Consider the following 23,231-nt stretch of genomic DNA (forward strand, 5'->3'; position numbering starts at 1 on the left):
ACGAAGCCCACCCGAGAAAGCGAGCCGTCGACTCCGTACAGTCTCCGGCCCGTTTTCCTGGTGCCACTGAACAGAACCCCGGCGGCATGCAGGCCTTCCGACTGCTCAGAGGGCCTGCGGCTTGTAGGAGTCACACAAAGCCGTCAGCTGAGAGCCAGCTCACATCGGTGGGTCGCACATGACACGCCTGGGGTAATCCGGACGGTCGTGCGGCGGCCGGTACCGAGGACTTCGACGGTGTCGTCGGCCCGCACCACCCCCCGCACCGGGTGGTTCCAGGTGATCTCGAACGGCTCACCCGTTCGGGGGGGCTCGCTCACACAGAGGGTAGCGGTGCGGCGGTGACGGCGTACGAGGACGCTCGCGGCCGCGGAGGCGGTCAGCGGGCCCGCTGTGCCGGGCGCCCAGAAGTTGGCGGCCGTCAGGCCGAGGGAGGGGACCTGGACGGCCTGGCGGGTGCTGTCGTTGGCGAGGATCGACAGCCAGTGGCGGTCGGCGGCGCGGGAGGCGACGGCTCGGCGGGAGGCGCCGGGCATGAGCAGGTAGACGTAGGTGGCGTCGGCGGGGTCCGTGCCGTGGTCCAGCCAGAGGGTCTGCCAGCGGCGGGTGGCCCGCTGGGCGGTGCTGCTGGTGTTGATGTCCGACCAGGCGCCGGTGCGGTCCTCGCGGAGGGCGTGCAGGTCGCCGCCGGGGACGACCCAGCCTCCGTGGCCCTCCAGATGGGCCCAGCCCCTCCCCCGTACGAACTCCTGCGTTCCGCCCTCCCCCAGGTTGCGGTTGTCCACGACGGTCTCGACCGGGACGCCGTCGGTGCAGGTGATGCCCGCGCCCAGGCAGATCACCGCGTCCGTGAGGCAGAACCACGACTTGCGGGCCTGGAGCGTCGAGCCGAGGCCCTTGAGGTGCTGGCCGACGGCCGCGTACTCGCCGTCCGTCGTGCCGCCGACCCAGCGCACGTCCGGTTTGGGCGTACCCCACTCGCCGCCCGCCCTGTCGGGCAGCGGAAGGGTGGAGACGGTGGTGCCGGGCAGGCGGTACCAGTCGACGGTGGGCCAGAACCAGTCTGTGTACTGATCGGACCGGCCGCTGCGCCCCTGCGGCCACCAGTAGAGCATTCCGGCGCCCGTGTGCCAGCCGCGCGGGTTCTCGCCGTTGCCGCACTCGTAGTAGGCGATGCGGTCGCTGCACATGGCGATGCCCGCCGTGAAGCCGGATCCGCGGTGGACGGCGCGGTCCATGGCCGGGAAGAGGCGGTGGCCGACGGGTTCGGGGGCGGCCGGGACCGGCGCGGCGGCGACCGTGTGCAGCCGGGCCAGGTCGGCGACGTCGAACTGACGGGACGTCAGGATCGGTGTCACCGTGTCCCGTTCGATCCAGCCCTTGATGTACCCGTACCAGCGGTCCCGTTCGGCTGCGCTCGCCCCGCCGGCCAGCAGGGCGACGGCCGCGATGATGCCCTGCCCGTGGAAGTGGTCGCTGCGCATGACCTGGCGGTCGTCGCTCCTGAGGTAACCCCGGCTGATCCCACGGCCGTTGACGCTGTCCATCACCAACCCGTCGTGGATCAGGGGCGCGTAGGCGTGCTCGACGCTGTCGAGGACGATCTGCCGGTCGGGGTCGGTCACCTCCCACGCCGATCCCGCGAGGAGCGTGAAGAGGCGGCCGAGACCGTCGAGCATGACCTGTCCGTACGTCCCCGAGTACGCGACCCGGGTGTGCTGCACGAACGAGCCGTCCGCATACAGGCCGTCCCCCTTGGTGACGTACGGGAAGACCGGGGAGAGGGCGTCGCGGGCGAGGGCGAGCTTGGCGTCCGCGCGGCCGAGGATGCCGCGCAGCGCGACCGAGCGGCACAGGTCGACCCGGTTGGCGCCGGTGGAGGTGCCGGAGTAGTCGGTGAGCATCGCGTCGGGGATGAAGTGGTCCACGGCGGCGCAGGCCGCTGCCCGCCGGCCCTCGGTGAGGTCGTCGTAGAGGACGGCCGTGATGTCCATCAGCAGGCGGGGGCTGCCGATCTGCCATTCCCACCAGTTGCCGTAGCGGGTGGTGGAGGGGTTGTAGATGGTCGCGGAGAGGTGGTCGAGGCCGCGCAGGACGGCCGCGAGGAGGGCAGGGTCGCCGGTCGAGCCGGTGCCCTGCTGGACGTAGGCCTGGGTCATGGTCCACAGGCGGCCGTAGCTCTGGGTGATGCCGGAGGGCGGGTCGTAGGGGCAGCCGGGCCAGAGTGAGGTGGGGGTGGGGGCCATGGCGGCCCGGGCGGCGCGGGCGAGTTCGCCGGTTTCGGCGAGCCGGGAGGCGTATGGCTCCGCGGTGGGGTCGTAGCCGGTGCCGAGGGCGAGGTCGAGCCAGCGGCGGCGGAGGGCGTCGTAGGGGTCGGGGGCGGCGGCGCGGGCGGGCGGTGCGGCCGTGGCCAGGAGGGCCGCCGCGAGTAAGACGGCTCTGCGGGTGGGTCTCATGGAACCCCTGCGGTGTGTGGTCATGCCATGGGCATCTACCACCTCAGCGTAACCACGCCAACACTTTGCGGATGACGTTGAAACGTGAAGGGAATAGGTCTACGGTCGCTTCCGTTGAGTAGTTCAACGTTCAACATACTCACCCAGGGAGCACTGTCATGGCGAACACCGACCTGACCGCACTGACCGGCGACTACACGATCGACACGGCCCACTCCACCATCGGCTTCACCGTCCGCCACGCCATGGTCACCAACGTCAAGGGCAAGTTCCTCGACTTCAGCGGGTCACTGCACCTGGACGGCGGCAACCCGGCCGCGTCGTCGGCCTCCATCGACGTCAAGATGGAGAGCATCGACACGGGGTCGGCCGACCGCGACGGTCACCTGAAGAGCGCGGACTTCTTCAAGATCGACGAGTTCCCGACGATGACCTTCCGCTCGACCTCGGCTCAGGCCCTCGGCGGCGAGGACTACCGCATCACCGGTGATCTGACGATCCTCGGCACCACCAGGCCGCTCACCATCGACCTCGAGTTCAACGGCGCCGCGAAGGACCCCTTCGGCAACGAGCGCGTCGGCTTCGAGGGCAAGGCGGAGATCCTGCGCTCAGAGTGGGGTCTTACGTGGAACGCGGCGCTGGAGACGGGCGGGGTGCTGGTCTCCGACAAGATCAAGCTGAACTTCGACATCTCTGCGATCAAGAACGCCTGATTCCGTCGCGCCCGAGCAGCTCAGCCGCATACGGCCCGCGCCCCCTGGGGCGCGGGGCCGCTTGCGTCCCGGCCGGCGCAAGACGCGGTCACCGTCGGCAGATCTGCTGCACGGCTCGGTCGATGCCGGCGAGTTGCGCCGCGGTGGGCACGACCGGTGCCCGGCCCTCGCGGCGGGCGTTGCGCACGGTCACGAACAGCAGGGGCGTTCCCTGCGGTGGCAGGGGCAGTTGGCAGTAGACGTTCAGGCGGGTGTGCAGGATGCGGACCTGACCGGGCAGGAGCGGGGCGCCGGACACGGGCAGGGTCTGCAGGAAGCCGTCGTAGCCCTGCCTCGTCCCCGTGAGGGTGACGGGAACGGCGGAGGCGACGCGGAGGGTGATGCCGAGGTCCAGGGTGTAGCGCTGCGGCATCTCCACAGCGGCGATCCGGACAGTGGTGGCGGCGACCGGGTCGGGCGGCGGGCGCGTGGCGACGACGTATCCGAGCAGCACGCCCAGCAGGACCGCGCAGAGCGATGCGACGACCGTCACCCGGACCCGGCGCGACAACGCCCGCCACCGCTCACCGAGCAGCGGCCGATCGTCGCCGAAGCCCTCGACGAGTTCCCGTTCGTCCCCATCGGGCGCGGTCACCACTCCCCAAGAGTAGGAGCGTGCGCGGCCGTTGGACATCGGTCGGAGCAATCTGTGCCGCCGTCGCCCGCCTGCGCGGCACCGGCAGCAGCCACCACGCCGACGCCACCGAGAGCACCGCGCCGACGGCGATGCCCTCCAGGCGGGTCGGCAGCAGGTGCTGGGCGTTCTGGCCGAAGTAGCCGAGGAGGAGGGAGAGGGCGCAGGTCATGCCTGCCGCCCAGTAGGCGTAGCTGAGCGGGCGCAGCCACAGCGCGACCGCGAGGACGGCGAACATCAGGGCCACGGAGGCATGGCCGGTGACGCCGGCCGTCGCCACGCCCGTCGCCAGCAGCGTGCCGACGCAGGCCCCGGCGAGACGCTCGACTCCCTTGCGCAGCACGTCGGTGCGGCCGCGGTTGCCGCTCGCCGCGACGTACGCGGTGAGGACCACCCAGGGCCAGTGGTCGTCGAAGAGCAGGCGGCCGAGGGCGAAGGCGATGGCGACACCGGCCGCCATCTGCAGGGCCATGCGGGTGCTCGGACGGGGGTGGAGACGGGAGCGGCGCGCCGGCTGCTCGGGGACCGGCTCGGCGCGCCAGGGCCCGTACCGGTCCGCCAGCCCGTGGACCAGCCAGACCGAGCAGCACGCCAGCGCCCCGATCAGCGCCGACCAGAACCAGGTCACCAGCCCGCTCTGCGCCTCGGGCGGCAGCGTGGGGCCCGGGACGACCAGGAGGGCGATGAGCGGGAGGGTCAGCAGGGTGCCGGCCTTCGAGGCGGCCGGGCCGTAGCGGCGGATCCAGATGGCGAGCGAGAGGCCCGCGGTGAAGACGGCGGCCCCGATCACGTAGTGGGCGGCGATCAGCCGGCCGAGGAAGATCGACGCACCGGCCGTCACGGGCAGCATCACGAGCGCGGTGAGCCGACGGCGGGTGTCCGCGGTGCGCTGGGTCGAGGACAGGGTGAGCGTCAGGGCCACCGCGAGGACGAGCACGTCGGTGTGCAGTCCGGCGGCGCCCTCCAGCACGAGAGCGGCGGCCCAGCAGAGCAGCATGGCGGTCATCGTCAAGGCTGCTTCGTACGCATTGCGTATCAGTTTTGCGGTCACCTCCCGCATGCTACGGCCATTTACGAGGCTCAGGTAGTAAGCATTTGCGTAATAAATGTTCGCGTACGATCTCCGTCATGGAGCACCTCCCCGAAGCCGCCCGCATCCGCCGCGGTGTCATGCGGCTCAACCGCCGGCTGCGGCACGAGCGCGGCGCCGGGAGCCTCAGCCCCAACCAGCTGACGGTGCTCGGCCATCTGCACCGGAACGGTTCGGCCACGCCCGGCGAGGTCGCCGCAGCCGAGCACCAGCGGCCGCAGTCGCTGACCCGGGTCTTCGCGGAGCTGCAGGCGGAAGGACTGATCGCGCGGGAGCCGGACACGGTCGACCGGCGGCAGTCCGTGCTGTCGCTGACCGCGGAGGGACGGCAGGCGCTGGAGCGGGACATGGCCGACCGGGACGCCTGGCTGTCCGTGGCGCTGGCCTCGCTGAGCCCGACGGAGCGTGGGCTGCTGGAGCTGGCGGCGGCGCTGATGGAGCGGCTGGCGGACGCGGAGGTCTGACGACTCAGAACCCTCCGCCGAAGTCCCCGCCGCCCCCGAAGTCCCCTCCCCCGCCGTCACCGAAGCCGCCCCCGAAGTCACCCGGGTCGAAGTCCGCGCCGGAGGTGTCTCCGCCCTCGTATCCGCCGCCGAAGTCCCCGTAACCGGTGCCGTAGTCGGCCGCGTACGACGGGGTCGCCATCATGCTGCCCAGCAGGGTGCCGACGAGCAGGCCGGGCAGCAGGCCGCCGCCGAAGTAGCCGCCCGCCCAGGGGCCGTAGGCCGGGCCCGCGTCCCAGTACGGGCGGCGGCCGTGGTCGGTGTCGACCTCACGGACGACGGGGTCGCGGCCGTCGGCGAGGCGGGTGGCGTCGGCCGCGCAGACGGGAACCTCGCGCGGGGCGCCGCCCGGAGGAGTCCAGTGGGCGTCGGCGACGGAAGGGCCGTGGCGGGGGTCGAAGAAGCAGGGCGGCCGGCGTTCCGGCATCGGGCGGCCCTCGCGGCGGGCGGCGAGCAGGGCCAGCGAGAAGCGGCCGTCCTCCAGGGCCTGGGTGACCGCGCGGACGTCCTCGGGCTTACGGGCCTCGGCCATGGCCGACTTGGCCTGCTCGTAGGCGTCCAGCGCCCGTTCGTAGTCGGCGCGCATCGCGTCGTCGGCGCCCGCCTCCGCCGGGTGGAAGTCGAGGCGGTCCAGCTCCTCGCCGAAGGCCGTGATGTCCTCGTCGACCACGACCCGCAGCCGGTCCAGTGCCGCCTGCTGCTCCGCGGCCCTGCGGCGCCGGCTCCGCCGTACCAGCGTGTAGGCGCCCGCGCCGCCCGCCACCAGCACCGCGCCCGCGGTGATCAGCGCGGTGTACGACACCCCGCCGCCGGAGGAGGAGCCCCAACTCGACGGGGCGGAGCCTCCCATGTTGGTGACGGCGCTGTTCGTGAAGTCGGTCAGCTGGGTCCTGGCCGACGTGTCGCCCTGGACGCTGCTGACGAGGTTCTGTACGGCGGTGCGCGGCAGGACGGAGGAGTCGGCCCTCGCGTCGAAGCGGTCGCCGAGCCGGATCGCGTACAGGCCCGTGATGCCGGTGGCGGTGCGGAGGTTCCGGAAGAGGTCGGTCGTGGGGTAGCCGGCGGGGAGGACGGCGACGAAGAGCGGTTTGTCGGCGCCCTTGATCTGCTTCGCGAGGGCGTGCGCGTCCGCGGACGACAGCTGGGCGCTCGCCGCCGGGTCGACGTAGACCGGACTCTTGCGCAGGGCCTCGGCGATGGTCGAGACGCTGGTGGCGGCGGAGGCCGGCGGGGAGCCCGCCGACAGTACGGTCAGGGCGGCGAGCAGCAGGGCCAGGAGCAGCCCCGGGAGGCTTCGGGTCCGTACGACGGCCTTCATGGTTCGAAGCTACCCGAAGCCTCCCAAAACTGGTCATCCGTTCAGGTGAAAGAGACGGGTGATGTCCTCCTCAGGTGGCCCGGTAGGCCGTGATCAGCTTCTCCACGGCCGCCCCGTACCGTCCGGTGAGCGAGAGATGGTCCGCGTCGGCGAAGGGTTTCGCCACCGCCTCCGTGATGTCCGTGCCCGCCTTCTGCTGGACGATCAGCCGGGCCTTGGTGACGAGCGCGCGGCCGGTCTCGTCCGCGCCCTTCTTCTCGGCGACGGCGGCGGCCACCGCGAGCGCCTTCAGCGTCGCCGCGCCTCCCTCCGGCGCCTTGGCCAGGGTGGTCAGACCCCAGCCGTACGGGAACTGCGCGTCGTATGCCGTGTCACCGACGTTGATCGGCAGCTGCGCCTCGGACCTGGGCCAGGTGACCGGGAGTCGGCCGGTGAAGGGGCGTTTGCCGTACAGCACGTCGGCCACCCCGTCGCCCTCCGTGCCCGGCAGCCAGGAGGCGACCAGGCCGTCGATCTCGCCGAGCCGGTCACCGATCAGCTGGGGGCGCCCGGAGACGATCAGCACCGCGCACTTCATGGCCGCGCACACCTTGTCGACGGCGGCCTTGTCGGCGGCGGAGAGTTGCAGATCGTGCCCGTTGCCGACGTCACCGACACCCTCGGCGTACGGGGTCTCGCCGACGACGACCACGCCGACGTCGTAGCCGGCCGTGGGCGCGGAGGCGTCCTTGGAGTAGGTGACGTCTCCGTCCTTGCGCATCCCGGCGAGGATCGTCGTGCCCTGGGTGTGGGTGCCGGACGCGCCCTGCCAGGTGACGGTCCAGCCGCCGGTCTGGTTGCCGAGGTCGTCGGCGTTGGACCCGGCGACGTAGACCTTCTGGTTCTTCTTCAGCGGCAGCACGCCGTTCGCGTTCTTCAGCAGGACCTGCGACTCGGCGGCCGCCTGCCGCGCCACGGCCCGGTGGGCGGCGGATCCGATCGCCGGGGCGCCGCTCGTGTCGGCGTACGGCTTCTCGAAGAGCCCCAGCCGGAACTTCTGCGTGAGGATGCGCGATGCGGCGTCGTCGATCCGCTGTTCGCTGATGCGGCCGGCCTGCACCTCGGCGACGAGCTGCGCGGTGAAGTCCTTGTACGAGTACGGAACCATCATCATGTCGACACCCGCGTTGACGGCTGTGCGCACGTGGGAGGAGTAGTCGCCGGGGAGCTGGTTGATCGCGTCCCAGTCGCTGATCACGAAGCCGTCGAAGCCCATACGGCCCTTGAGCACGCCGTTGATCATGTCGGCGCGGGCGTGCATCTTCACCGGGCCTTGTCCGTCGCCGAGGATGTCGAGGGAGGAGTACGAGGGCATGACCGTGCCGATGCCGCGGTCGACGGCCGTCTGGTACGGCGCCAGGTGGACGGCCTCCAACTGCTGCCGGGTGACCTTGGTGACACCCTGGTCGATGGTGTACGTGCCGGTCGTGGACGAGCCGTACCCGGTGCCGCCGTCGCCGACGAAGTGCTTGGCGGTGGCGAGGACCTTGTCGTTGTCCTTCAGGTCCCGGCCGTCCGCGCGGCCTTGGAGGCCCTGGATGATCGTCTCCATGGACTCGACGAGGGCCGGGTCCTCGCCGAAGGACTCGTAGGAGCGGCCCCAGCGTTCGTCGCGGGAGACGCAGAGGCAGGGGGCGAAGTCCCAGGGGACGCCGGTGGCGCGGACCTCGGACGCGGTCACCGCGCCCGTCCGCCGGGCGAGCCGGGGATCGCGGCTGGCGCCGAGGCCGATGTTGTGCGGCATGATCGTGGCGCCGACCAGGTTGTTGTGGCCGTGGACCGCGTCGACGCCGTAGATCAGCGGGATCTGGAACCGGGTTGCCTGTGCGCGGAGTTGGAAGCCGTCGATCATTTTCGCCCAGCCGGCGGGCGTGTTGGGCGTGGGGGTGGAGCCGCCGCCGGACAGGAGCGAGCCGAGGGCGTACGTCGCGATGTCGCCGCCGTCCCCGACGGCCCCGCGCTCGCCCTGGGTCATCTGGCCGGCCTTCTCCGCCAGGGACATACGGGAGAGGAGGTCGGCGACGCGCTTCCTGACCGGCAACTTGCCGTCCAGATACGGCAGTCCGTGGGCGTCGATCACCACCTGCGGGGTCTCGGTGGGAGGCTTGGCGCCGGTGACCGTGAGCTTGAGCGGGATCGTCTCGGCGGACTCGGGCGACTTGTCGCGCAGGGTCGGTACGTGGATGGTCCGCGTCGCCCCGGAGGCCGTACCGGCGGGGAAGGTGAGGGTTCCGGTGACCGGTGTGTAGTCCTTGCCGGGGGCCGCGGTGCCGCCCGTGGTCTCGTACGTGACGGTGACCGGGTCCGCAACTGGGGTGGAGCCGGTGGTGGCGAGGTTGACCTTGACCGTGGCCGTACCGCCCTCCTTCACCGGGTAGACGGCGGAGTCGGTCGTGACGCTCGCCCGTAGCGACTGGTCGGCCTTTCCGTACAACTCGACGTCGTCCATGGCGAATCGGCCCTTGACGCCGACGGGGAGGGTGACGGAGTAGCCCCACATCTGTGTCAGGCCGAGGACGTGGTCGATGCCGCCGACGGGCTGGTAGTCGGTCCGGTAGACGAAGTCGGTGAAGGGGAGCTCGACCTGTTTCCAGCCGGTGAAGTCGTCGGTGAAGGAGGTCGTCCAGAGTTCGGAGGCCTCGCCGTTCGCGCCGCCGTCCTTGATCTCGAAGGCGATCTTCTTGTTGTCGTCCTGGCCGTCCCACCAGAAGCGGATGCCCTTGTGGGCGGACCAGTCGTGGGCGGGTTCGTTCGCGGCGAAGTCGTGGGTGAAGCCGCCGTAGCCGCTGATGTCGTAAGTGCCGGTGAGTACTTTTTCGCCCTCGGGGGCGTCGGATCTGGTGGTCAGTTGCAGCGTGGGCGGATCGTCGCTGTCGCCGCCCCAGGTGAAGATGCCCTCCGCGGGCTGGGAGGCGAAGGGGACCTCGCCCTCGAAGCGGTCGACGGGCGTGGGGGCCGGGGCGTCGACCGCCCGGGCGACGGCGAAGGGTAACAGGGCGGTGAGCAAGGCGGTTGAGACGAGCAGGGCGGTTCTTCGCATGACCTTCCCTCAACTCTCTTGTTCTTCTTACGACTTAGTTCACCTCATAAGAAACTCGCACCAGACAGCTTTGCCAGGATCTCGCTCTCGCACACCCCAGTCGTCGGCGAGTGCGGCAACGAGCAGCAGTCCTCGGCCATGTTCCGACTCCAGGCCCGGTCCTGGGCCGTCGGTGCGGATCTCGCCCGGACCGCTGTCCTGCACCTCGATGCGGAGGATTTCGGCGGTGTCGAGGCCCAGATCCAACCGGAAGCAGCGGCCCGGCGGGACGCCGTGCAGGAGGGCGTTGGTGGCGAGTTCGCTCACGCAGAGCAGTACGTCGTCGCACCGCCGGGTCAGGCCCCAGTCGGCGAGGGTGATGCGGGTGAGGTCACGGGCCACGGCCACGTTTCTGCGGTCGCGGGGGTAGAGGGCGGTGCGGGCGCGGAGGAGTTGGGGATGGGCGTTCATGGGGCGACTGTCACAGGGAGTGACTATCGTTGGGCAGTGAGTGAGGTCGTAGTTTTGATTCCTACGACCTCACTACGAGGAATTCCGATGCGTACGGGGGAAGAGGTCGGCCATGTCGAAGAAGGTCACTGCGTGGCAGGTGGTTGGTGCACTCATGGCGCACTTCCGGAGGGAAAACCGTCTGACGCAGGAGCAGTTCGCCGAGATGGCGAGCATTCACGTCGACACGGTGGGGTCGATCGAGCAGGGAAGGCTGGCTCTCCAGCCGGATCGCGCGGAACAGTTCGACGAACTGCTGGAGACCAAAGGGGCGTTGGCGCTGCTTGTGGCGCGGATGCCGGTGCGGGAGAAGGTGGTGCAGTTCGCGCAGGGGTACGTGGATCACGAACAGGAGGCGCTGAGCATCCTGTCGTACCAGAGTCTGATGGTTCACGGACTGCTTCAGACCAGGGCATACTGTCGCGCCGCCTTCGACGCCCGCTACCCCGCTCTCGGCAACGAGACGGCCGAGCAATGGGTGAACGCCCGCATGGAGCGGCAGTTGGTCTTGGAGCAGGAGCGGCCTCCCGTATGCCATTTCGTCCTGGAGGAGAGCATCCTCAAGCGCCAAGTCGGAGGACCGGAAGTGATGCGGGAGCAGTACCGGCGGATCCTGGAATGCACGGAACCCGTCCACATGAGCTTTCAGATCATGCCCATGGACCGGATGCCCCACGCTGGACTCGCCGGACCCATGACCCTGCTGAAAACCCGCGAGCATGCGGACCTCGTCTACCTGGAGGTACAGCGCGCCAGCTTCCTGGTCGACGACCCCAACGAGGTCAATGACTATCAGCTGAAGTATGGAATGCTGCGGTCACAGGCGCTCTCGCCGGATGAGAGCGTGCGCCTCGTCGAGGGATTGCTAGGAGACCGATGAGCACCGCACTGCAGTGGTTCAAGTCCAGCTACAGCAGCAATGAGGGCGGCGAATGCATCGAGGTCGCCACGCAACCCTCCGCCGTCCACATCCGCGACTCCAAGAACACCGGCCCCAACCTCACCGTGTCGCCCCGCACTTGGGCGGCCTTCGTCGGGCTTGCTCGGCAGGAGTGGCACGGGGCCTAGCGGGGGTCTTCGCGGACGAAGGCCCCCGCACGTCCGACGGAGTCACTCCGCGGGCTCCACCCCGGCCCGCAGCAGTCCGTAGGTGTAGGCGTCCTCCAGTGCCTGCCAGGACGCGGCGATCACGTTCTCCGCGACGCCGACCGTGGACCACTCGCCGGAGCCGTCCGACGTCGAGATGAGGACCCGGGTCGTGGACTGCGTGCCGTGGACGCCCTCCAGGATGCGGACCTTGTAGTCGACCAGGTCGAGCTTGGCGAGCTGGGGGTAGATCTTCTCCAGCGCCACGCGCAGGGCGCGGTCGAGGGCGTTGACCGGGCCGTTGCCCTCCGCGGTGGCGACGATGCGCTCGCCCTTGGCGTAGAGCTTGACGGTGGCCTCGTTGGCGTGGGTGCCGTCGGGGCGGTCCTCGACGATGGCCCGCCAGGACTCGACCTCGAAGTAGCGCAGCGGCCTGCCCTGGACCTCGGCGCGCAGGAGCAGTTCGAAGCTCGCGTCGGCCGCCTCGTAGGTGTATCCCTTGAGCTCGCGCTCCTTGACCCGCTCGACGACCCGGCCGACCAGCTCACGGTCGCCGCCCAGGTCGACGCCGAGCTCCTTGCCCTTGAGCTCGATCGAGGCGCGGCCCGCCATGTCGGACACGAGCATCCGCATGGTGTTGCCGACCAGCTCGGGGTCGATGTGCTGGTACAGGTCCGGGTCGACCTTGATCGCGGAGGCGTGCAGTCCGGCCTTGTGGGCGAAGGCCGAGACACCGACGTACGGCTGGTGCGTGGAGGGGGTGAGGTTGACGACCTCGGCGATGGCGTGCGAGATCCGGGTCATCTCGCGCAGTGCGCCTTCGGGCAGGACCTGCTTGCCGTACTTGAGCTCCAGGGCGGCGACGACCGGGAAGAGGTTGGCGTTGCCGACGCGCTCGCCGTAGCCGTTGGCCGTGCACTGGACGTGGGTGGCGCCGGCGTCGACGGCGGCAAGGGTGTTGGCGACCGCGCAGCCGGTGTCGTCCTGGGCGTGGATGCCGAGCCGGGCGCCGGTGTCGGCGAGGACGGTGGAGACGACGGCCTGGACCTGGGCGGGGAGCATGCCGCCGTTGGTGTCGCAGAGGATGACGACGGACGCGCCGGCCTCCGACGCGGCCCGTACGACGGCCTTCGCGTACTCCGGGTTGGCGCGGTAGCCGTCGAAGAAGTGCTCGCAGTCGACGAAGACCCGACGGCCCTGCTCACGCAGGTACGAGACCGTGTCGCGGACCATCTCCAGGTTCTCGTCCAGCGTGGTCCGCAGGGCCAGCTCCACATGCCGGTCGTGAGACTTCGCGACCAGGGTGATCACCTCGGCGCCCGAGTCCAGGAGCGCCTTGACCTGCGGGTCCTCGCTCGCCTTGGCACCGGCGCGGCGGGTGGCGCCGAAGGCGACGAGCTGGGCGTGCCGGAAGTCGATCTCCTGCCGGGCGCGGGCGAAGAACTCGGTGTCCCGCGGGTTGGCGCCGGGCCAGCCGCCCTCGATGAAGCCCACGCCGAAGTCGTCCAGGTGCCGTGCGATGGCCAGCTTGTCCGCGACGGTGAGGTTGATTCCCTCGCGCTGCGCGCCGTCGCGCAGGGTGGTGTCGAAGACGTGGAACGAATCGTCGAGCTCGCTGGTTGCGGTCATGGTGTCAAGGCTCCTGCTGTTGGATCCCGTCGGATCACGGTCGTTACCGGAATGACCGGCTCCACCGTCCTCAATGATCCCTCGCGCTTTGCTCCCGGCTGAAGGTGGGCCAGAAAAGCGAAAAACCCCTCGCGGGTGCGAGAGGTCTGCGCGCGGGTCGAGGACGACGGTGTCCACCCGTACCTGGTCGTACGTGGCGGTCACTGCGGACCGGCGCGCCTGCTGCCAATAATCATGGCGAACGAGAGCACGGGGGCAGTCTGGCACAACCCGCCCCCGTGTTCACTGTCCGTCTCAGGATGCGAGCACTGTGCTGATCACGGCAGGTCCGCGAGCAGGCTCTCGTCGAGGAACTCCCGTACATGGCCGAGAACTTGCGCCCGGTCCGTGCCGCGCAGCCCGATCGCCACATGGATGGAGAAGCCGTCCAGCAGGGCCCGCAGCCGGGTCGCGTACCGGTCGGGGTCGACGCGGCGGAACTCCCCCCGCGACACCCCCTCCGCGATCAGCGCCACCAGGTCGCGGTGCCAGACGCCCTCGATGGCGGCCTGCCGGTCGCGGGCGGCCTCGTCGGCGTTCTGCGAGCGGTTCCAGACCTCCAGCCAGAGGGTCCAGTGCGGGTCGCGGTGCCCGTCGGGCACATACAGGTCGACGTAGGCGTCGAGCCGCTCGCGGGCCGTGCCGCCGCGCGCCAGCAGCCGTCCGCGCTCGGCGCCCAGCCGGCCCTCGCTCCACTCCAGGGCCTGCAGCAGCAGCTCGTCCTTGGTGCGGAAGTAGTAGAGGAGATGCCCGCTGCTCATGCCGACCTCACGGCCGAGGGCGGCCATGGTGAGCTTCTCCAGACCGCGCTGGGCGATCATGTCCATGGCGGCAGCGAGGACGTGCTCGCGCGGCGGGGCGGGGGTGCGGCGGGGTGCGCTCATGCGGTGGCCGCGCAGACCAGGACGTTCACCCGTATGTTCTACCTGACTGAGCTGCCCGGCGCGGGCCGTCAGCGGACCTTCGGCTGCTGCTGGGTGATGCAGTGGATGCCGCCGCCGCCCGCGAAGATCGTCCGGGCGTCCACCAGGGTCACCGTCCGCTCCGGGCAGAGCCGCCGGAAGATCCCGGCGGCGATCTCGTCACGCGGGTCGTCGAAGCCGCAGAGCACGACGCCGCCGTTGCAGAGGTAGTGGTTGATGTAGGAGTAGTCGGCCCAGTGGCCGTCGGCCTCCAGCACGGTGGGCGCCGGGACCTCGACGACCTCCAGGCTGCGGCCCCGCGCGTCCGTCTGCGCCCTCAGCAGCCCGATGACCTCCTTGGTCACCTCGTGGTCCGGGTGCGCCGGGTCCGGCTGGGAGTGCGCGACCACGACACCGGGGCGTGCGAACGCGGCGACGATGTCGACATGGCCGAGGGTGCCGAAGCCGTGCGGGGGGTAGTCGCCGGTGAGGCCGCGGGGCAGCCAGATGGCCTTGCGGGTGCCGAGCTGGGCGTGGATCTCCGCCTCGACCTGCTCCTTCGTCCAGCCCGGGTTGCGTTCGGCGCCGAGCTGTACGGTCTCCGTGAGCAGGACCGTCCCCTCGCCGTCGACGTGGATCGCGCCGCCCTCGTTGACCAGCTTCGAGGCGTACGTCTTCGCCCCCGCGAGGTCCGAGACATACGCGGCGATCTTCGCGTCGTGCTCCCAGCGGGCCCAGCCCTGAGCGCCCCAGCCGTTGAACGTCCAGTCGACGGCGGCGAGTTCACGCCCGTTCGTGAGGAACGTGGGCCCGATGTCCCGCATCCACGCGTCGTCCAGCTCACGCTCGACCGTGTCGACGTCCGGGCCCAGCAGTGCCTGCGCGTGCGCCGACTGCCCCGGCCCGCACACCACCGTCACCGGCTCGAAGCGGCGGACCGCACGGGCGACCGACGCCCAGGCCGCGCGCGAGGCGGCGAGGTCCTCCGGGTCGTCGAAGGTCGTGTTGGGGCCCGGCCACGCCATCCAGGTGCGCTCGTGCGGGGTCCACTCGGCGGGCATGCGGAAGCCGTCGGCGGCAGGGGTCATGGCGAGTCCTTCGCTGAAAAAGACGTAACACTTTCCGCAAATCTGTTACAGAAAGTAGAGGCGGTTGAGGGAGACGGAGTCGGCCGGCTGCGAGCGGACCGGCTCGCCGTCGAGGGTGACCAGACCCGTGCGCTGATCGACGTCCACCGCTCCGGTACGGGAGTTGAGCCGCAGGTCGGCCGGTCCGATGCCGCGGGTGCCGCGCACGGCGACCCTTCTGCGCCGGGTCGGCATGGTGTCGTTGCCCTGGTCCAGGGCGGCTTGGGCGACGAAGGCGACGGAGATCTCGGCGGGTGTCGCGCCGTGCGCCCCGAACTGCGGTCCGAGGACCAGCGGTTCACAGGTGTCGGTCGCCGCGTTCGGGTCGCCGACCACGCCGTACGCCGGGAAGCCGGACTTGAGGACGAGCTGCGGCTTCGCCCCGAAGTACTCCGGCCGCCACAGCACGATGTCGGCGAGCTTGCCGACCTCGATCGATCCGACCTCGTGCGAGAGCCCGTGCGCGATCGCCGGGTTGATGGTCAGCTTGGCCATGTACCGCAGGACGCGCTCGTTGTCGTGCTCGTCCGGGGCGCCGAACTCGGCCTTCATCTTCCCGGCCATGGCGAAGGTACGGCGGACGGTCTCACCGGCCCGCCCCATGCCCTGCGCGTCGGACGAGGTGATGCCGATGGCGCCCAGGTCGTGCAGCACGTCCTCGGCGCCCATGGTCCCGGCGCGGATGCGGTCGCGGGCCATGGCGGCGTCGCCGGGCAGGTCCGTCTTCAGGTCGTGGACGGAGACGATCATGCCGTAGTGCTCGGCGACGGCGTCCCGACCGAAGGGGAGGGTGGGGTTGGTGGAGGAGCCGATGACGTTCGGGACACCCGCCATCTTCAGGACGTTGGGGACGTGCCCGCCGCCGCACCCCTCGATGTGGAAGGCGTGGATGGTCCGGCCCTCCAGCACCCGCAGGGTGTCCTCCACCGACAGGCATTCGTTCAACCCGTCGCTGTGCAGGGCGACTTGGACATCGTGCTCCTCGGCGACGCGCAACGCCGTGTCCAGGGCACGCGTGTGGGCGCCCATGTCCTCGTGCACCTTGAAGCCGCTCGCGCCGCCCTCGGCCAAGGCCTCCACCAGGGGCGCGGAGTGCGAGGACGAACCGCGGCCCAGGAAGCCGATGTTGACCGGCCAGGCGTCGAAGGCGTTGAACGCGTGCCGCAGCGCCCACGGCGAGTTGACGCCGACCCCCCACACGGGCCCGAACTCCTGCCCGATGATCGTGGTCACGCCGGACGCCAGCGAGGCCTCCATGACCCGCGGCGACAGCAGATGGACGTGGGTGTCGACGGCCCCGGCGGTGGCGATGAGCCCCTCACCGGACACGATCGACGTGCCCGTGCCGACGACGACGTCGACCCCGTCGAGGGTGTCGGGGTTCCCGGCGCGTCCGATCGAGCAGATCCGCCCCTCGCGGATGCCGATCGACACCTTCCGGATCCCCTGCACGGCATCGATCACCACCACGTTGCTGATGACGACGTCACAGGTCTCCCGGACGGCCGCCGCCTTGAGGTGCAGCCCGTCACGGGCGGTCTTGCCGAAGCCGGCGAGGAACTCGTCGCCGTACCGCTGGGAGTCGGACTCCACGCGGACGGTCAGCCCGGAGTCACCGAGCCGGACCCGGTCGCCGGCCCGGGGCCCATGGGTGGCGGCATAGGCACGAGGGTCGATGCTCGCGTAGGAATCGTTGCTCATCGGTCTGCTCCCAGATATCCGCAGGCGGCGGCCGTGCGCAGGGCCTCTTCCTTCGCCCCCGGCGCGTCCAGCGCACCGTCGACGAGCCCCGCGAACCCGATCGCGACCCGCTCGCCCCCGATCGGCACCAGAGCGACCTCGACGCTCTCCCCCGGCCCGAACCGCACCGACGACCCGGCGGGCACGGCGAGCCGCATCCCATAGGCCTGTTCCCGTACGAAGTCGAGGCGCGGGTTGGCCTCGAAGAAGTGGAAGTGGGAGGTGACGGATACCGGCACGGTGGCGGTGTTGGTCACCGTCAGCCGCACGGCCGCCGCGGGCTCGGCATGCTCAGGTCCGGGCAGCAGCGCGCCCGGCGCCTGCTCCCCCAGCCCGCCCCCGCCGATCGGATCGCTCACCACCGCGAGCCGCGAACCGTCGTCGAAGACGGCCTCCACATGCACCTCGGTGACGACGTCCGCGACGCCGGGCAGCACATCGGCCGGGCCGAGCACGGACCGGGCGCGTTCGATGGCCTCGGCGAGCCTGGCGCCGTCGCGGGCGGCCTCGCAGACGGTGTCCGCTATGAGCGCGGTGGCCTCGGGCACGTTGAGCCGAAGGCCCCTGGCTCGCCGCGCCCGGGCCAGCTCGGCGGCCCCGAAGAGCAGCAGCCGGTCGCGTTCGGTCGGTGTCAGCCGCATGTCCATCCCTCCATTTAGAGCGACACTCTAAACATGGAAACGCTTAGGGGGAAGGCCTTGACGCCTACATCGTCAGGAGTCACATTGAGTGCCGCTCTAACCAACCGAAAGGGCCGCCATGCCGATCTCGATAGAACAGCGCGGAGTGGACACCGTCCCCGACGAGGAACGCACCAGCGGGCCCCGCGACCTCGTCTCGATCCTGCTGGGCTCCAACCTCTGTCTGGGCGTGATCATCTTCGGTTGGCTGCCGCCGTCGTTCGGCCTGGACTGGTGGTCGTCGCTCAGCTCGATCGTGGTCGGCACGCTGGCGGGCACGGCGCTGACGGCACCCCTGGCCCTGATCTCCCTGCGCACCGCGACGAACCTCTCCACCTCCTCCGGCGCCCAGTTCGGCGTGCGCGGCCGGCTGGTGGGCTCGGTGGTCGGTCTGCTCCTCGCCCTCGGCTACACGGCGCTGACCGTGTGGATCGGCGGGGACGTGATGGTGGGCGTGCTGCGCCGACTGTTCGGGCTGCCGGTGGACGGAGTGGCGTACGCCCTGGTCTACGCGGTCCTCGCCGGCGCGACGGTCGCGGGCGCGGTGTACGGGTACCGGGTGCTGCTGGCCATGTCCCGGGTCCTGGCGATCGGCATGACGGCGCTGCTGGCACTGGGCGTCCTCGCCTATGCCCCGCACTTCACCACGTCGCCGATCCCGGAGACGGGCGGCTATCTGCTGGGCGGCTACTGGCCGACCTGGTTCCTGGCGACGGTGGCCGCGGGCCTGTCCGGCCCGATCGCCTTCATCACCCTCCTCGGCGATTACACCCGCTACATCTCCCCGGCCCGCCACTCCTCCCGCCGGGTCCTGCACGCGACCTGGCTCGGCCTGATCCTGGGCCTGCTGGTCCCGCAGCTCTTCGGCACCTTCACGGCGTACGCGGCCCGCGCGGCGGCGGACTACGCGGGCCCGCTGGTGACGGCGTCCCCCGCCTGGTACCTGATCCCGCTCCTGCTCTCCGCCTCCGCGGGCTCGGTCGGCAACGCGGGTCTGATGCTGTACTCCATGGGCCTCGACCTGGACGCGATCCTGCCGCGGGCGTCGCGCGCCCGCGCCACGTACACCGTCGCGATCGCCGCCACGGCCTGCGTCTTCGTCGGCCACTACACCTGGAGCGCCCAGTCGGCGATGACGTCCTTCGTCCTCCTGCTGACGGCCATCGGCACCCCGTGGGCGGTCATCACCCTCATCGGCTTCATGCGCTGCCGCGGGGTGTACGACGCGGACGCCCTGCAGGTCTTCAACCGCCGCGCCCGGGGCGGGATCTACTGGTACCGGGCGGGCTGGAACGTACGGGCCACGGTGTCCTGGGCGGTGGGCGCCGGATTCGGCCTGCTGGGGGTGTCACTGCCGTCGTACCAGGGCCCACTGCTGTCGCTGACGGGCGGGGTGGACTGCAGCTTCGTGTTGTCGGGGCTTGTGGGTGGCGTGGTGTATCTGCTGCTGCAGCTGAGGGTGCTTTCTCAGCCCGGGTCAGCCACTCCAGCCCGTCCGGCGTTTGAGGACGAGGCCGTCCAGGCCGAAACGGGGGGCCTGGGGGGCAGAGCCCCCCAGTAGGGCCCCTAGGCCAGAGGGTGCATCCAACCGTGCACATCCTCCGCCGTCCCGCGCTGAATGTTCAGCAGCGCCTCGCGGAGCTTGAGCGTGACCTCACCCGGCTCGCCGCCCGCCTGCTGCCACTCCGCGCTCTCGCGCTTCACCGTGCCGACCGGAGTGATCACGGCGGCGGTACCGCAGGCGAAGACCTCGGTCAGCGTCCCGTTCTCGGCGTCGCGCTGCCACTGGTCGATGGAGACCCGGCCCTCCTCGGACTCGTAGCCGAGGTCGCGGGCGACGGTCAGCAGCGAGTCACGGGTGACGCCCTCCAGGATGGAGCCTGTCAGCGACGGCGTGATGATCTTGTCGCCGTAGACGAAGTACAGGTTCATGCCGCCGAGTTCCTCGACCCACTTGTGCTCGACCGCGTCGAGGTAGCAGACCTGGTCGCAGCCCTTGGCGGCGGCCTCGGCCTGGGCGAGCAGGGAGGCCGCGTAGTTGCCGCCCGTCTTCGCGTCGCCCATGCCGCCGGGGACGGCGCGGACGCGGTCCTCGGAGAGCCAGATGGAGACCGGCTTGACGCCGCCGGGGAAGTAGGCGCCGGCCGGGGAGGCGATGACCAGGAAGAGGTACTCGTTGGCGGGCTTCACGCCCAGGCCGACCTCGGTCGCGATCATGAACGGGCGCAGATAGAGGGACTCCTCGCCGCCGTGCGCGGGCACCCATGCCTTGTCCTGCTGGACGAGGACGTCACAGGCCTCGATGAAGGTCTCGACCGGAAGCTCGGGCATGCCGAGGCGGTGCGCGGAGCGCTGGAAGCGGCGGGCGTTCATCTCGGGGCGGAAGGTGGCGACCGAGCCGTCCGGGCGGCGGTAGGCCTTGAGGCCCTCGAAGATCTCCTGGGCGTAGTGCAGGGTCATGTTCGCCGGGTCGAGCGAGAGCGGGCCGTACGGGACGAGCTGGCCGTCGTGCCAGCCGCGGCCCTCGGTCCACTTGATCGTCACCATGTGGTCGGTGAAGTGGCGGCCGAACCCGGGGTTCGCCAGGATCGCCTCTCGCTCCGCGTCGGAGAGCGGCGAGGCCGAGGGCTTGAGCTCGATCGTGGGCGTCGTCATGAGTGGTTGTCCTTCACCGGTTGTGTGTGACGGGCCGCGCTCACGTCCGTACGGCCGGTGGCCAGTGCTAGGACGTCCGAGCATTCCCTCAATCCGCGGCTCCGCGTTCGATTATCGCAAGGCGGGGACCGTGGAAGAAACGGCGTGAAATGCGGCCCAGAGGATGATGGTGGCACCCGGCGGGGACACAGCGGAAGCCGCCGGGTGCTGATGCGACCCGGCGGCTTCTGGGGATCCCCCCGCTCGAGCGAAGTCGAGAGTGGGGGAGGTTCGAGGAGCGGCGGGGTCAGCCGGCTACTCGTACGGCCAGCGCGTCGCCGATCTCCGACGTGGAGCGGGCGGGCTTGCCAGTGCGCTCGGCGAGGTCGGCGGAGACCGCCTCGTCGATACGGGCGGCCTCGGCCTCGTAGCCGAGGTGGCGCAGGAGCAGCGCGACGGACAGGACCGTGGCGGAGGGGTCGGCCTTGCCCTGGCCCGCGATGTCGGGCGCCGAGCCGTGCACGGGCTCGAACATCGAGGGGAACTCGCCGGACGGGTTGATGTTCCCGCTCGCGGCGACGCCGATGCCGCCGGAGACGGCCGCGGCGAGGTCGGTGATGATGTCGCCGAAGAGGTTGTCGGTGACGATCACGTCGAACCGGCCCGGGTCGGTGACCAGGTAGATGGTCGCCGCGTCGACGTGGATGTAGTCGGTGGTGACCTCGGGGAACTCCTTCGCCACCTTGTTGAAGATGTTCGTCCACAGGTGGCCCGCGAAGGTCAGCACGTTGTTCTTGTGGACCAGCGTGAGCTTCTTGCGGGGGCGGGCCTGGGCGCGGGCGAAGGCGTCGCGGACCACGCGCTCGACACCGAAGGCCGTGTTCACGGAGACCTCGGTGGCGACCTCGTGCTCGGTGCCCTTGCGGATGGTGCCGCCGTTGCCGGTGTACGGGCCCTCGGTGCCCTCGCGGACCACGACGAAGTCGATGCTCGGCTCGCCGGCCAGCGGGGTGGCGACACCCGGCAGGAGCTTCGACGGACGCAGGTTGACGTGGTGGTCGAAGGCGAAGCGGAGCTTGAGCAGGAAGCCGCGCTCCAGGACGCCGGAGGGGACGCTCGGGTCACCGATGGCGCCGAGCAGAATGGCGTCGTGCTTCTTCAGCGCGTCGAGGTCGGCGTCGGTGAGGGTCTCACCGGTGGCGTGGTAGCGCTGGGCGCCGAAGTCGTACTCCTTGGTCTCCAGCTTCACATCCTGCGGAAGGACGGCGGAGAGGACCTTCAGACCTTCGGCCACGACCTCCTGGCCGATGCCGTCACCGGGAATCACTGCGAGATTGATGCTGCGAGACATGTCGGCACCCTACTCCGCGTCCCATGGAATGACACCGGCAGTCCGCCATACGGACATCCGATCGGGCGGTGGCGCAGTGGCGATGCCCTCCATTCACCCCTACGTATGGCGGGCGTTGGGATTCGCTGGGAAATTCCCTCCCATGGAGATACCCGACTGCGGCATCCCGCCGCTGCTCGCAAGCCGGATGAGCATGGCCGAGCAGTACGAGTACCTGCGTACGAAGCTGATCCGGCGCCGCACGCTGGTGACGGCGGGCGCGGTGGCGGCGGGCGGAGTGCTGAGCGGCTGCGGCGGCGGATCGGGAGGGCAGGGCACGAGGACCTCGGCGCCCGGAACCCCGGCGGTGCACGGCTCGGTGGTCTCCCCCTTCGGCCGGCATCTCGCCTTCGGCGCCGACCCGAGGTCGCAGCTGCGGATCTCCTGGCAGGTCCCGCTCGCGGTGCGGAAGCCGTACGTCCGCATCGGGCTGACCCCCGAGGATCTGGGCCGGAAGATCGAGGCCGAGGTCCGCGATCTGCACACTCCGGGTGTGACGGGCGTGCGTCCGGCGCTGGAGCAGTACTACCTGCACGTGGCCCTCGACGGCCTGCGCCCCGGCACGACGTACTACTACGGCGTGGGGCACGAAGGCTTCGATCCGGCGGACGCGAAGCACCGCTCGACGATCGGCACCCTCCGCACGGCGCCGGCCTCCCCGGAGAAGTTCGTGTTCACGGCCTTCGGCGACCAAGGCGTCAGCCGGGCAGCGGCCGCCAACGACCACGTCATCCTGCGCCAGAAGCCCGCCTTCCATCTGCACGCGGGTGACATCTGCTACGCCGACACCAATGGCCGGGGGGAGAAGTCGGACGGCTACGACCCGGCGTTCTGGGACCTGTTCCTCAAGCAGAACGAGCCGGTGGCGAGGTCGGTGCCGTGGATGGTGACGACCGGCAACCACGACATGGAGGCCTGGTACTCACCGGAGGGCTACGGCGGCCAGCTGGCCCGCTTCTCCCTCCCGGAGGGCGGCTTCGACGCCCGCACGGCGCCCGGGGTGTACGCGTTCACCTACGGCAACGTCGGCTTCGTGGCGCTGGACGCGAACGACGTGTCGTACGAGATCCCCGCCAACTTCGGCTACAGCGGAGGCAGGCAGACGAAGTGGCTGGACGAGAAGCTGGCCGAGCTGCGGGCGGCCAAGGACGTCGACTTCATCGTAGTCTTCTTCCACCACTGCGCCTACTCCACGTCGACGCACGCCTCCGACGGCGGGGTACGGGCGGAGTGGCTGCCGCTGTTCGCCAGGCACCAGGTGGACCTGGTGATCAACGGGCACAACCATGTGTACGAGCGGACGGACGCCATCAGGAACGGCGGCGTCGGCAGGCCCGTGCCCATCGGCGCCTCGACCGACCCGACACGGGACGGGATCGTGTACGTCACGGCGGGCGGCGGCGGCCGTGATCTGTACGGCTTCCCGGCGGGCGTGAAGGAGAGCTACGAGGGACACGTCACGCACCACGACTCCGTCGGCACTTTCCAGTGGGCGAAGTCGAAGGCCTCCGCGGCGGAGACCGTGGAGTGGTCGCGGGTGCGCTACCGGGGCTTCTCCCTGCTCAGGGTGGAGGCGGAGAGCGGTGCCCGGCCCGCCCTGAAGGTGTCCGCGCTCACGGACAGCGGCGAGCGCATCGATCACTTCGAGGTGCGGCGCGGCGCGTGAGTCCGCGCCGCACCTCA

19 protein-coding genes are annotated in these 23,231 nt (G+C 70.4%); 6 read left to right on the forward strand and 13 right to left on the reverse strand.

All coding sequences use genetic code 11. The annotated features are described in order from the left end of the window. Positions 1–143 precede the first annotated feature (143 nt). Positions 144–2,456: a polysaccharide lyase 8 family protein gene (locus ACWCRD_RS37695; RefSeq protein ID WP_450970189.1), complete on the reverse strand. Its 2,313-nt coding sequence runs from the start codon at positions 2,454–2,456 to the stop codon at positions 144–146. Between the two features lie 158 nt (positions 2,457–2,614). Here ACWCRD_RS37695 and ACWCRD_RS37700 point away from each other — a divergent pair, with 158 nt between their 5' ends. Then, on the forward strand, positions 2,615–3,169 hold the full coding sequence (locus tag ACWCRD_RS37700; protein ID WP_450970190.1) for a YceI family protein: 555 nt from the start codon (positions 2,615–2,617) through the stop codon (positions 3,167–3,169). Positions 3,170–3,257: 88 nt separating this feature from the next. On the opposite strand, the gene ACWCRD_RS37705 is transcribed toward ACWCRD_RS37700, so the two are convergent. Both ACWCRD_RS37705 and ACWCRD_RS37710 read right to left on the reverse strand, forming a co-directional pair. Further along, positions 3,258–3,803: a hypothetical protein gene (locus ACWCRD_RS37705; RefSeq protein ID WP_450970191.1), complete on the reverse strand. Its 546-nt coding sequence runs from the start codon at positions 3,801–3,803 to the stop codon at positions 3,258–3,260. Then, positions 3,733–4,893 carry an FUSC family protein gene (locus ACWCRD_RS37710; protein WP_450970192.1) on the reverse strand — a complete coding sequence of 387 codons (1,161 nt, stop codon included), beginning with the start codon at positions 4,891–4,893 and terminating at the stop codon, positions 3,733–3,735. The genes ACWCRD_RS37705 and ACWCRD_RS37710 overlap by 71 nt, the downstream gene beginning before the upstream one ends. A 77-nt stretch (positions 4,894–4,970) precedes the next feature. On the opposite strand from ACWCRD_RS37710, the gene ACWCRD_RS37715 reads away from it, so the two are divergent. Next, on the forward strand, positions 4,971–5,396 hold the full coding sequence (locus ACWCRD_RS37715) for a MarR family winged helix-turn-helix transcriptional regulator (protein WP_450970193.1): 426 nt from the start codon (positions 4,971–4,973) through the stop codon (positions 5,394–5,396). A gap of 4 nt (positions 5,397–5,400) precedes the next feature. Here the strand turns inward: ACWCRD_RS37715 and ACWCRD_RS37720 are convergent, their stop codons facing one another. From ACWCRD_RS37720 to ACWCRD_RS37730, 3 genes are all read right to left on the reverse strand, one after another. Continuing rightward, on the reverse strand, positions 5,401–6,753 hold the full coding sequence (locus ACWCRD_RS37720; protein ID WP_450970194.1) for a hypothetical protein: 1,353 nt from the start codon (positions 6,751–6,753) through the stop codon (positions 5,401–5,403). Positions 6,754–6,823: 70 nt separating this feature from the next. Then, positions 6,824–9,832, reverse strand: coding sequence for a glycoside hydrolase family 3 protein (locus tag ACWCRD_RS37725; protein WP_450970195.1), 3,009 nt, complete (start codon positions 9,830–9,832; stop codon positions 6,824–6,826). A gap of 39 nt (positions 9,833–9,871) precedes the next feature. Continuing rightward, positions 9,872–10,282, reverse strand: coding sequence for an ATP-binding protein (locus ACWCRD_RS37730; RefSeq protein ID WP_450970196.1), 411 nt, complete (start codon positions 10,280–10,282; stop codon positions 9,872–9,874). A 112-nt stretch (positions 10,283–10,394) separates the two neighbouring features. Here ACWCRD_RS37730 and ACWCRD_RS37735 point away from each other — a divergent pair, with 112 nt between their 5' ends. Together ACWCRD_RS37735 and ACWCRD_RS37740 are read left to right on the forward strand one after the other, a co-directional pair. Then, positions 10,395–11,201 (forward strand): helix-turn-helix domain-containing protein, encoded by an 807-nt coding sequence (locus tag ACWCRD_RS37735; protein WP_450970197.1) that lies wholly within the window; start codon positions 10,395–10,397, stop codon positions 11,199–11,201. Further along, a complete protein-coding gene (locus ACWCRD_RS37740) occupies positions 11,198–11,389 on the forward strand; it encodes a DUF397 domain-containing protein (RefSeq protein WP_450970198.1) in 192 nt (63 codons plus the stop codon). Before ACWCRD_RS37735 ends, ACWCRD_RS37740 begins: the two co-directional genes overlap by 4 nt. A gap of 42 nt (positions 11,390–11,431) precedes the next feature. Here the strand turns inward: ACWCRD_RS37740 and cimA are convergent, their stop codons facing one another. The 5 genes from cimA to ureA all read right to left on the reverse strand — a co-directional run bounded on the left by cimA (position 11,432) and on the right by ureA (position 17,485). Beyond that, a complete protein-coding gene (cimA, locus tag ACWCRD_RS37745) occupies positions 11,432–13,036 on the reverse strand; it encodes a citramalate synthase (RefSeq protein WP_450970199.1) in 1,605 nt (534 codons plus the stop codon). Positions 13,037–13,353: 317 nt separating this feature from the next. Further along, entirely contained in the window at positions 13,354–13,959 is a 606-nt protein-coding gene (locus ACWCRD_RS37750) for a TetR/AcrR family transcriptional regulator (protein ID WP_450970200.1), read from the reverse strand. A 68-nt stretch (positions 13,960–14,027) separates the two neighbouring features. Beyond that, on the reverse strand, positions 14,028–15,065 hold the full coding sequence (locus tag ACWCRD_RS37755) for an agmatine deiminase family protein (protein ID WP_450970201.1): 1,038 nt from the start codon (positions 15,063–15,065) through the stop codon (positions 14,028–14,030). Positions 15,066–15,110: 45 nt separating this feature from the next. Continuing rightward, a complete protein-coding gene (locus tag ACWCRD_RS37760; RefSeq protein ID WP_450970202.1) occupies positions 15,111–16,805 on the reverse strand; it encodes an urease subunit alpha in 1,695 nt (564 codons plus the stop codon). Further along, on the reverse strand, positions 16,802–17,485 hold the full coding sequence (ureA, locus tag ACWCRD_RS37765) for an urease subunit gamma (protein ID WP_450970203.1): 684 nt from the start codon (positions 17,483–17,485) through the stop codon (positions 16,802–16,804). The genes ACWCRD_RS37760 and ureA overlap by 4 nt, the downstream gene beginning before the upstream one ends. A 124-nt stretch (positions 17,486–17,609) precedes the next feature. On the opposite strand from ureA, the gene ACWCRD_RS37770 reads away from it, so the two are divergent. After that, positions 17,610–19,085 (forward strand): cytosine permease, encoded by a 1,476-nt coding sequence (locus ACWCRD_RS37770; protein WP_450970216.1) that lies wholly within the window; start codon positions 17,610–17,612, stop codon positions 19,083–19,085. A 5-nt stretch (positions 19,086–19,090) separates the two neighbouring features. Here ACWCRD_RS37770 and ACWCRD_RS37775 read toward each other — a convergent pair whose 3' ends face one another. Together ACWCRD_RS37775 and ACWCRD_RS37780 are read right to left on the reverse strand one after the other, a co-directional pair. Next, positions 19,091–20,179 (reverse strand): branched-chain amino acid aminotransferase, encoded by a 1,089-nt coding sequence (locus tag ACWCRD_RS37775; protein WP_450970204.1) that lies wholly within the window; start codon positions 20,177–20,179, stop codon positions 19,091–19,093. 286 nt (positions 20,180–20,465) lie between these two features. Further along, the gene (locus ACWCRD_RS37780; protein WP_115905713.1) at positions 20,466–21,509 is read right to left on the reverse strand and encodes a 3-isopropylmalate dehydrogenase; all 1,044 of its coding nucleotides are present in this window, start codon (positions 21,507–21,509) and stop codon (positions 20,466–20,468) included. A gap of 142 nt (positions 21,510–21,651) precedes the next feature. Between ACWCRD_RS37780 and ACWCRD_RS37785 the strand changes: the two genes are divergently transcribed. Next, complete coding sequence (locus ACWCRD_RS37785) at positions 21,652–23,214, forward strand: purple acid phosphatase family protein (protein ID WP_450970205.1); 1,563 nt, start codon at positions 21,652–21,654, stop codon at positions 23,212–23,214. Positions 23,215–23,231 lie beyond the last annotated feature (17 nt).

It is taken from the genome of Streptomyces sp. NPDC002092 (genome assembly GCF_053593775.1).

Excerpts from the sequence above, each read along its gene's own strand:
- ACWCRD_RS37740 (WP_450970198.1), top strand. The coding sequence starts at position 11,198 with ATGAGCACCGCACTGCAGTGGTTCAAGTCCAGCTACAGCAGCAATGAG.
- ACWCRD_RS37775 (WP_450970204.1), bottom strand. The coding sequence starts at position 20,179 with ATGACGACGCCCACGATCGAGCTCAAGCCCTCGGCCTCGCCGCTCTCC.
- ACWCRD_RS37700 (WP_450970190.1), top strand. The coding sequence starts at position 2,615 with ATGGCGAACACCGACCTGACCGCACTGACCGGCGACTACACGATCGAC.
- ACWCRD_RS37720 (WP_450970194.1), bottom strand. The coding sequence starts at position 6,753 with ATGAAGGCCGTCGTACGGACCCGAAGCCTCCCGGGGCTGCTCCTGGCC.
- ACWCRD_RS37750 (WP_450970200.1), bottom strand. The coding sequence starts at position 13,959 with ATGAGCGCACCCCGCCGCACCCCCGCCCCGCCGCGCGAGCACGTCCTC.
- ACWCRD_RS37695 (WP_450970189.1), bottom strand. The coding sequence starts at position 2,456 with ATGAGACCCACCCGCAGAGCCGTCTTACTCGCGGCGGCCCTCCTGGCC.
- ureA (WP_450970203.1), bottom strand. The coding sequence starts at position 17,485 with ATGCGGCTGACACCGACCGAACGCGACCGGCTGCTGCTCTTCGGGGCC.
- ACWCRD_RS37715 (WP_450970193.1), top strand. The coding sequence starts at position 4,971 with ATGGAGCACCTCCCCGAAGCCGCCCGCATCCGCCGCGGTGTCATGCGG.
- ACWCRD_RS37755 (WP_450970201.1), bottom strand. The coding sequence starts at position 15,065 with ATGACCCCTGCCGCCGACGGCTTCCGCATGCCCGCCGAGTGGACCCCG.
- ACWCRD_RS37780 (WP_115905713.1), bottom strand. The coding sequence starts at position 21,509 with ATGTCTCGCAGCATCAATCTCGCAGTGATTCCCGGTGACGGCATCGGC.
- ACWCRD_RS37785 (WP_450970205.1), top strand. The coding sequence starts at position 21,652 with ATGGAGATACCCGACTGCGGCATCCCGCCGCTGCTCGCAAGCCGGATG.
- ACWCRD_RS37760 (WP_450970202.1), bottom strand. The coding sequence starts at position 16,805 with ATGAGCAACGATTCCTACGCGAGCATCGACCCTCGTGCCTATGCCGCC.
- ACWCRD_RS37730 (WP_450970196.1), bottom strand. The coding sequence starts at position 10,282 with ATGAACGCCCATCCCCAACTCCTCCGCGCCCGCACCGCCCTCTACCCC.
- ACWCRD_RS37725 (WP_450970195.1), bottom strand. The coding sequence starts at position 9,832 with ATGCGAAGAACCGCCCTGCTCGTCTCAACCGCCTTGCTCACCGCCCTG.
- ACWCRD_RS37735 (WP_450970197.1), top strand. The coding sequence starts at position 10,395 with ATGTCGAAGAAGGTCACTGCGTGGCAGGTGGTTGGTGCACTCATGGCG.
- cimA (WP_450970199.1), bottom strand. The coding sequence starts at position 13,036 with ATGACCGCAACCAGCGAGCTCGACGATTCGTTCCACGTCTTCGACACC.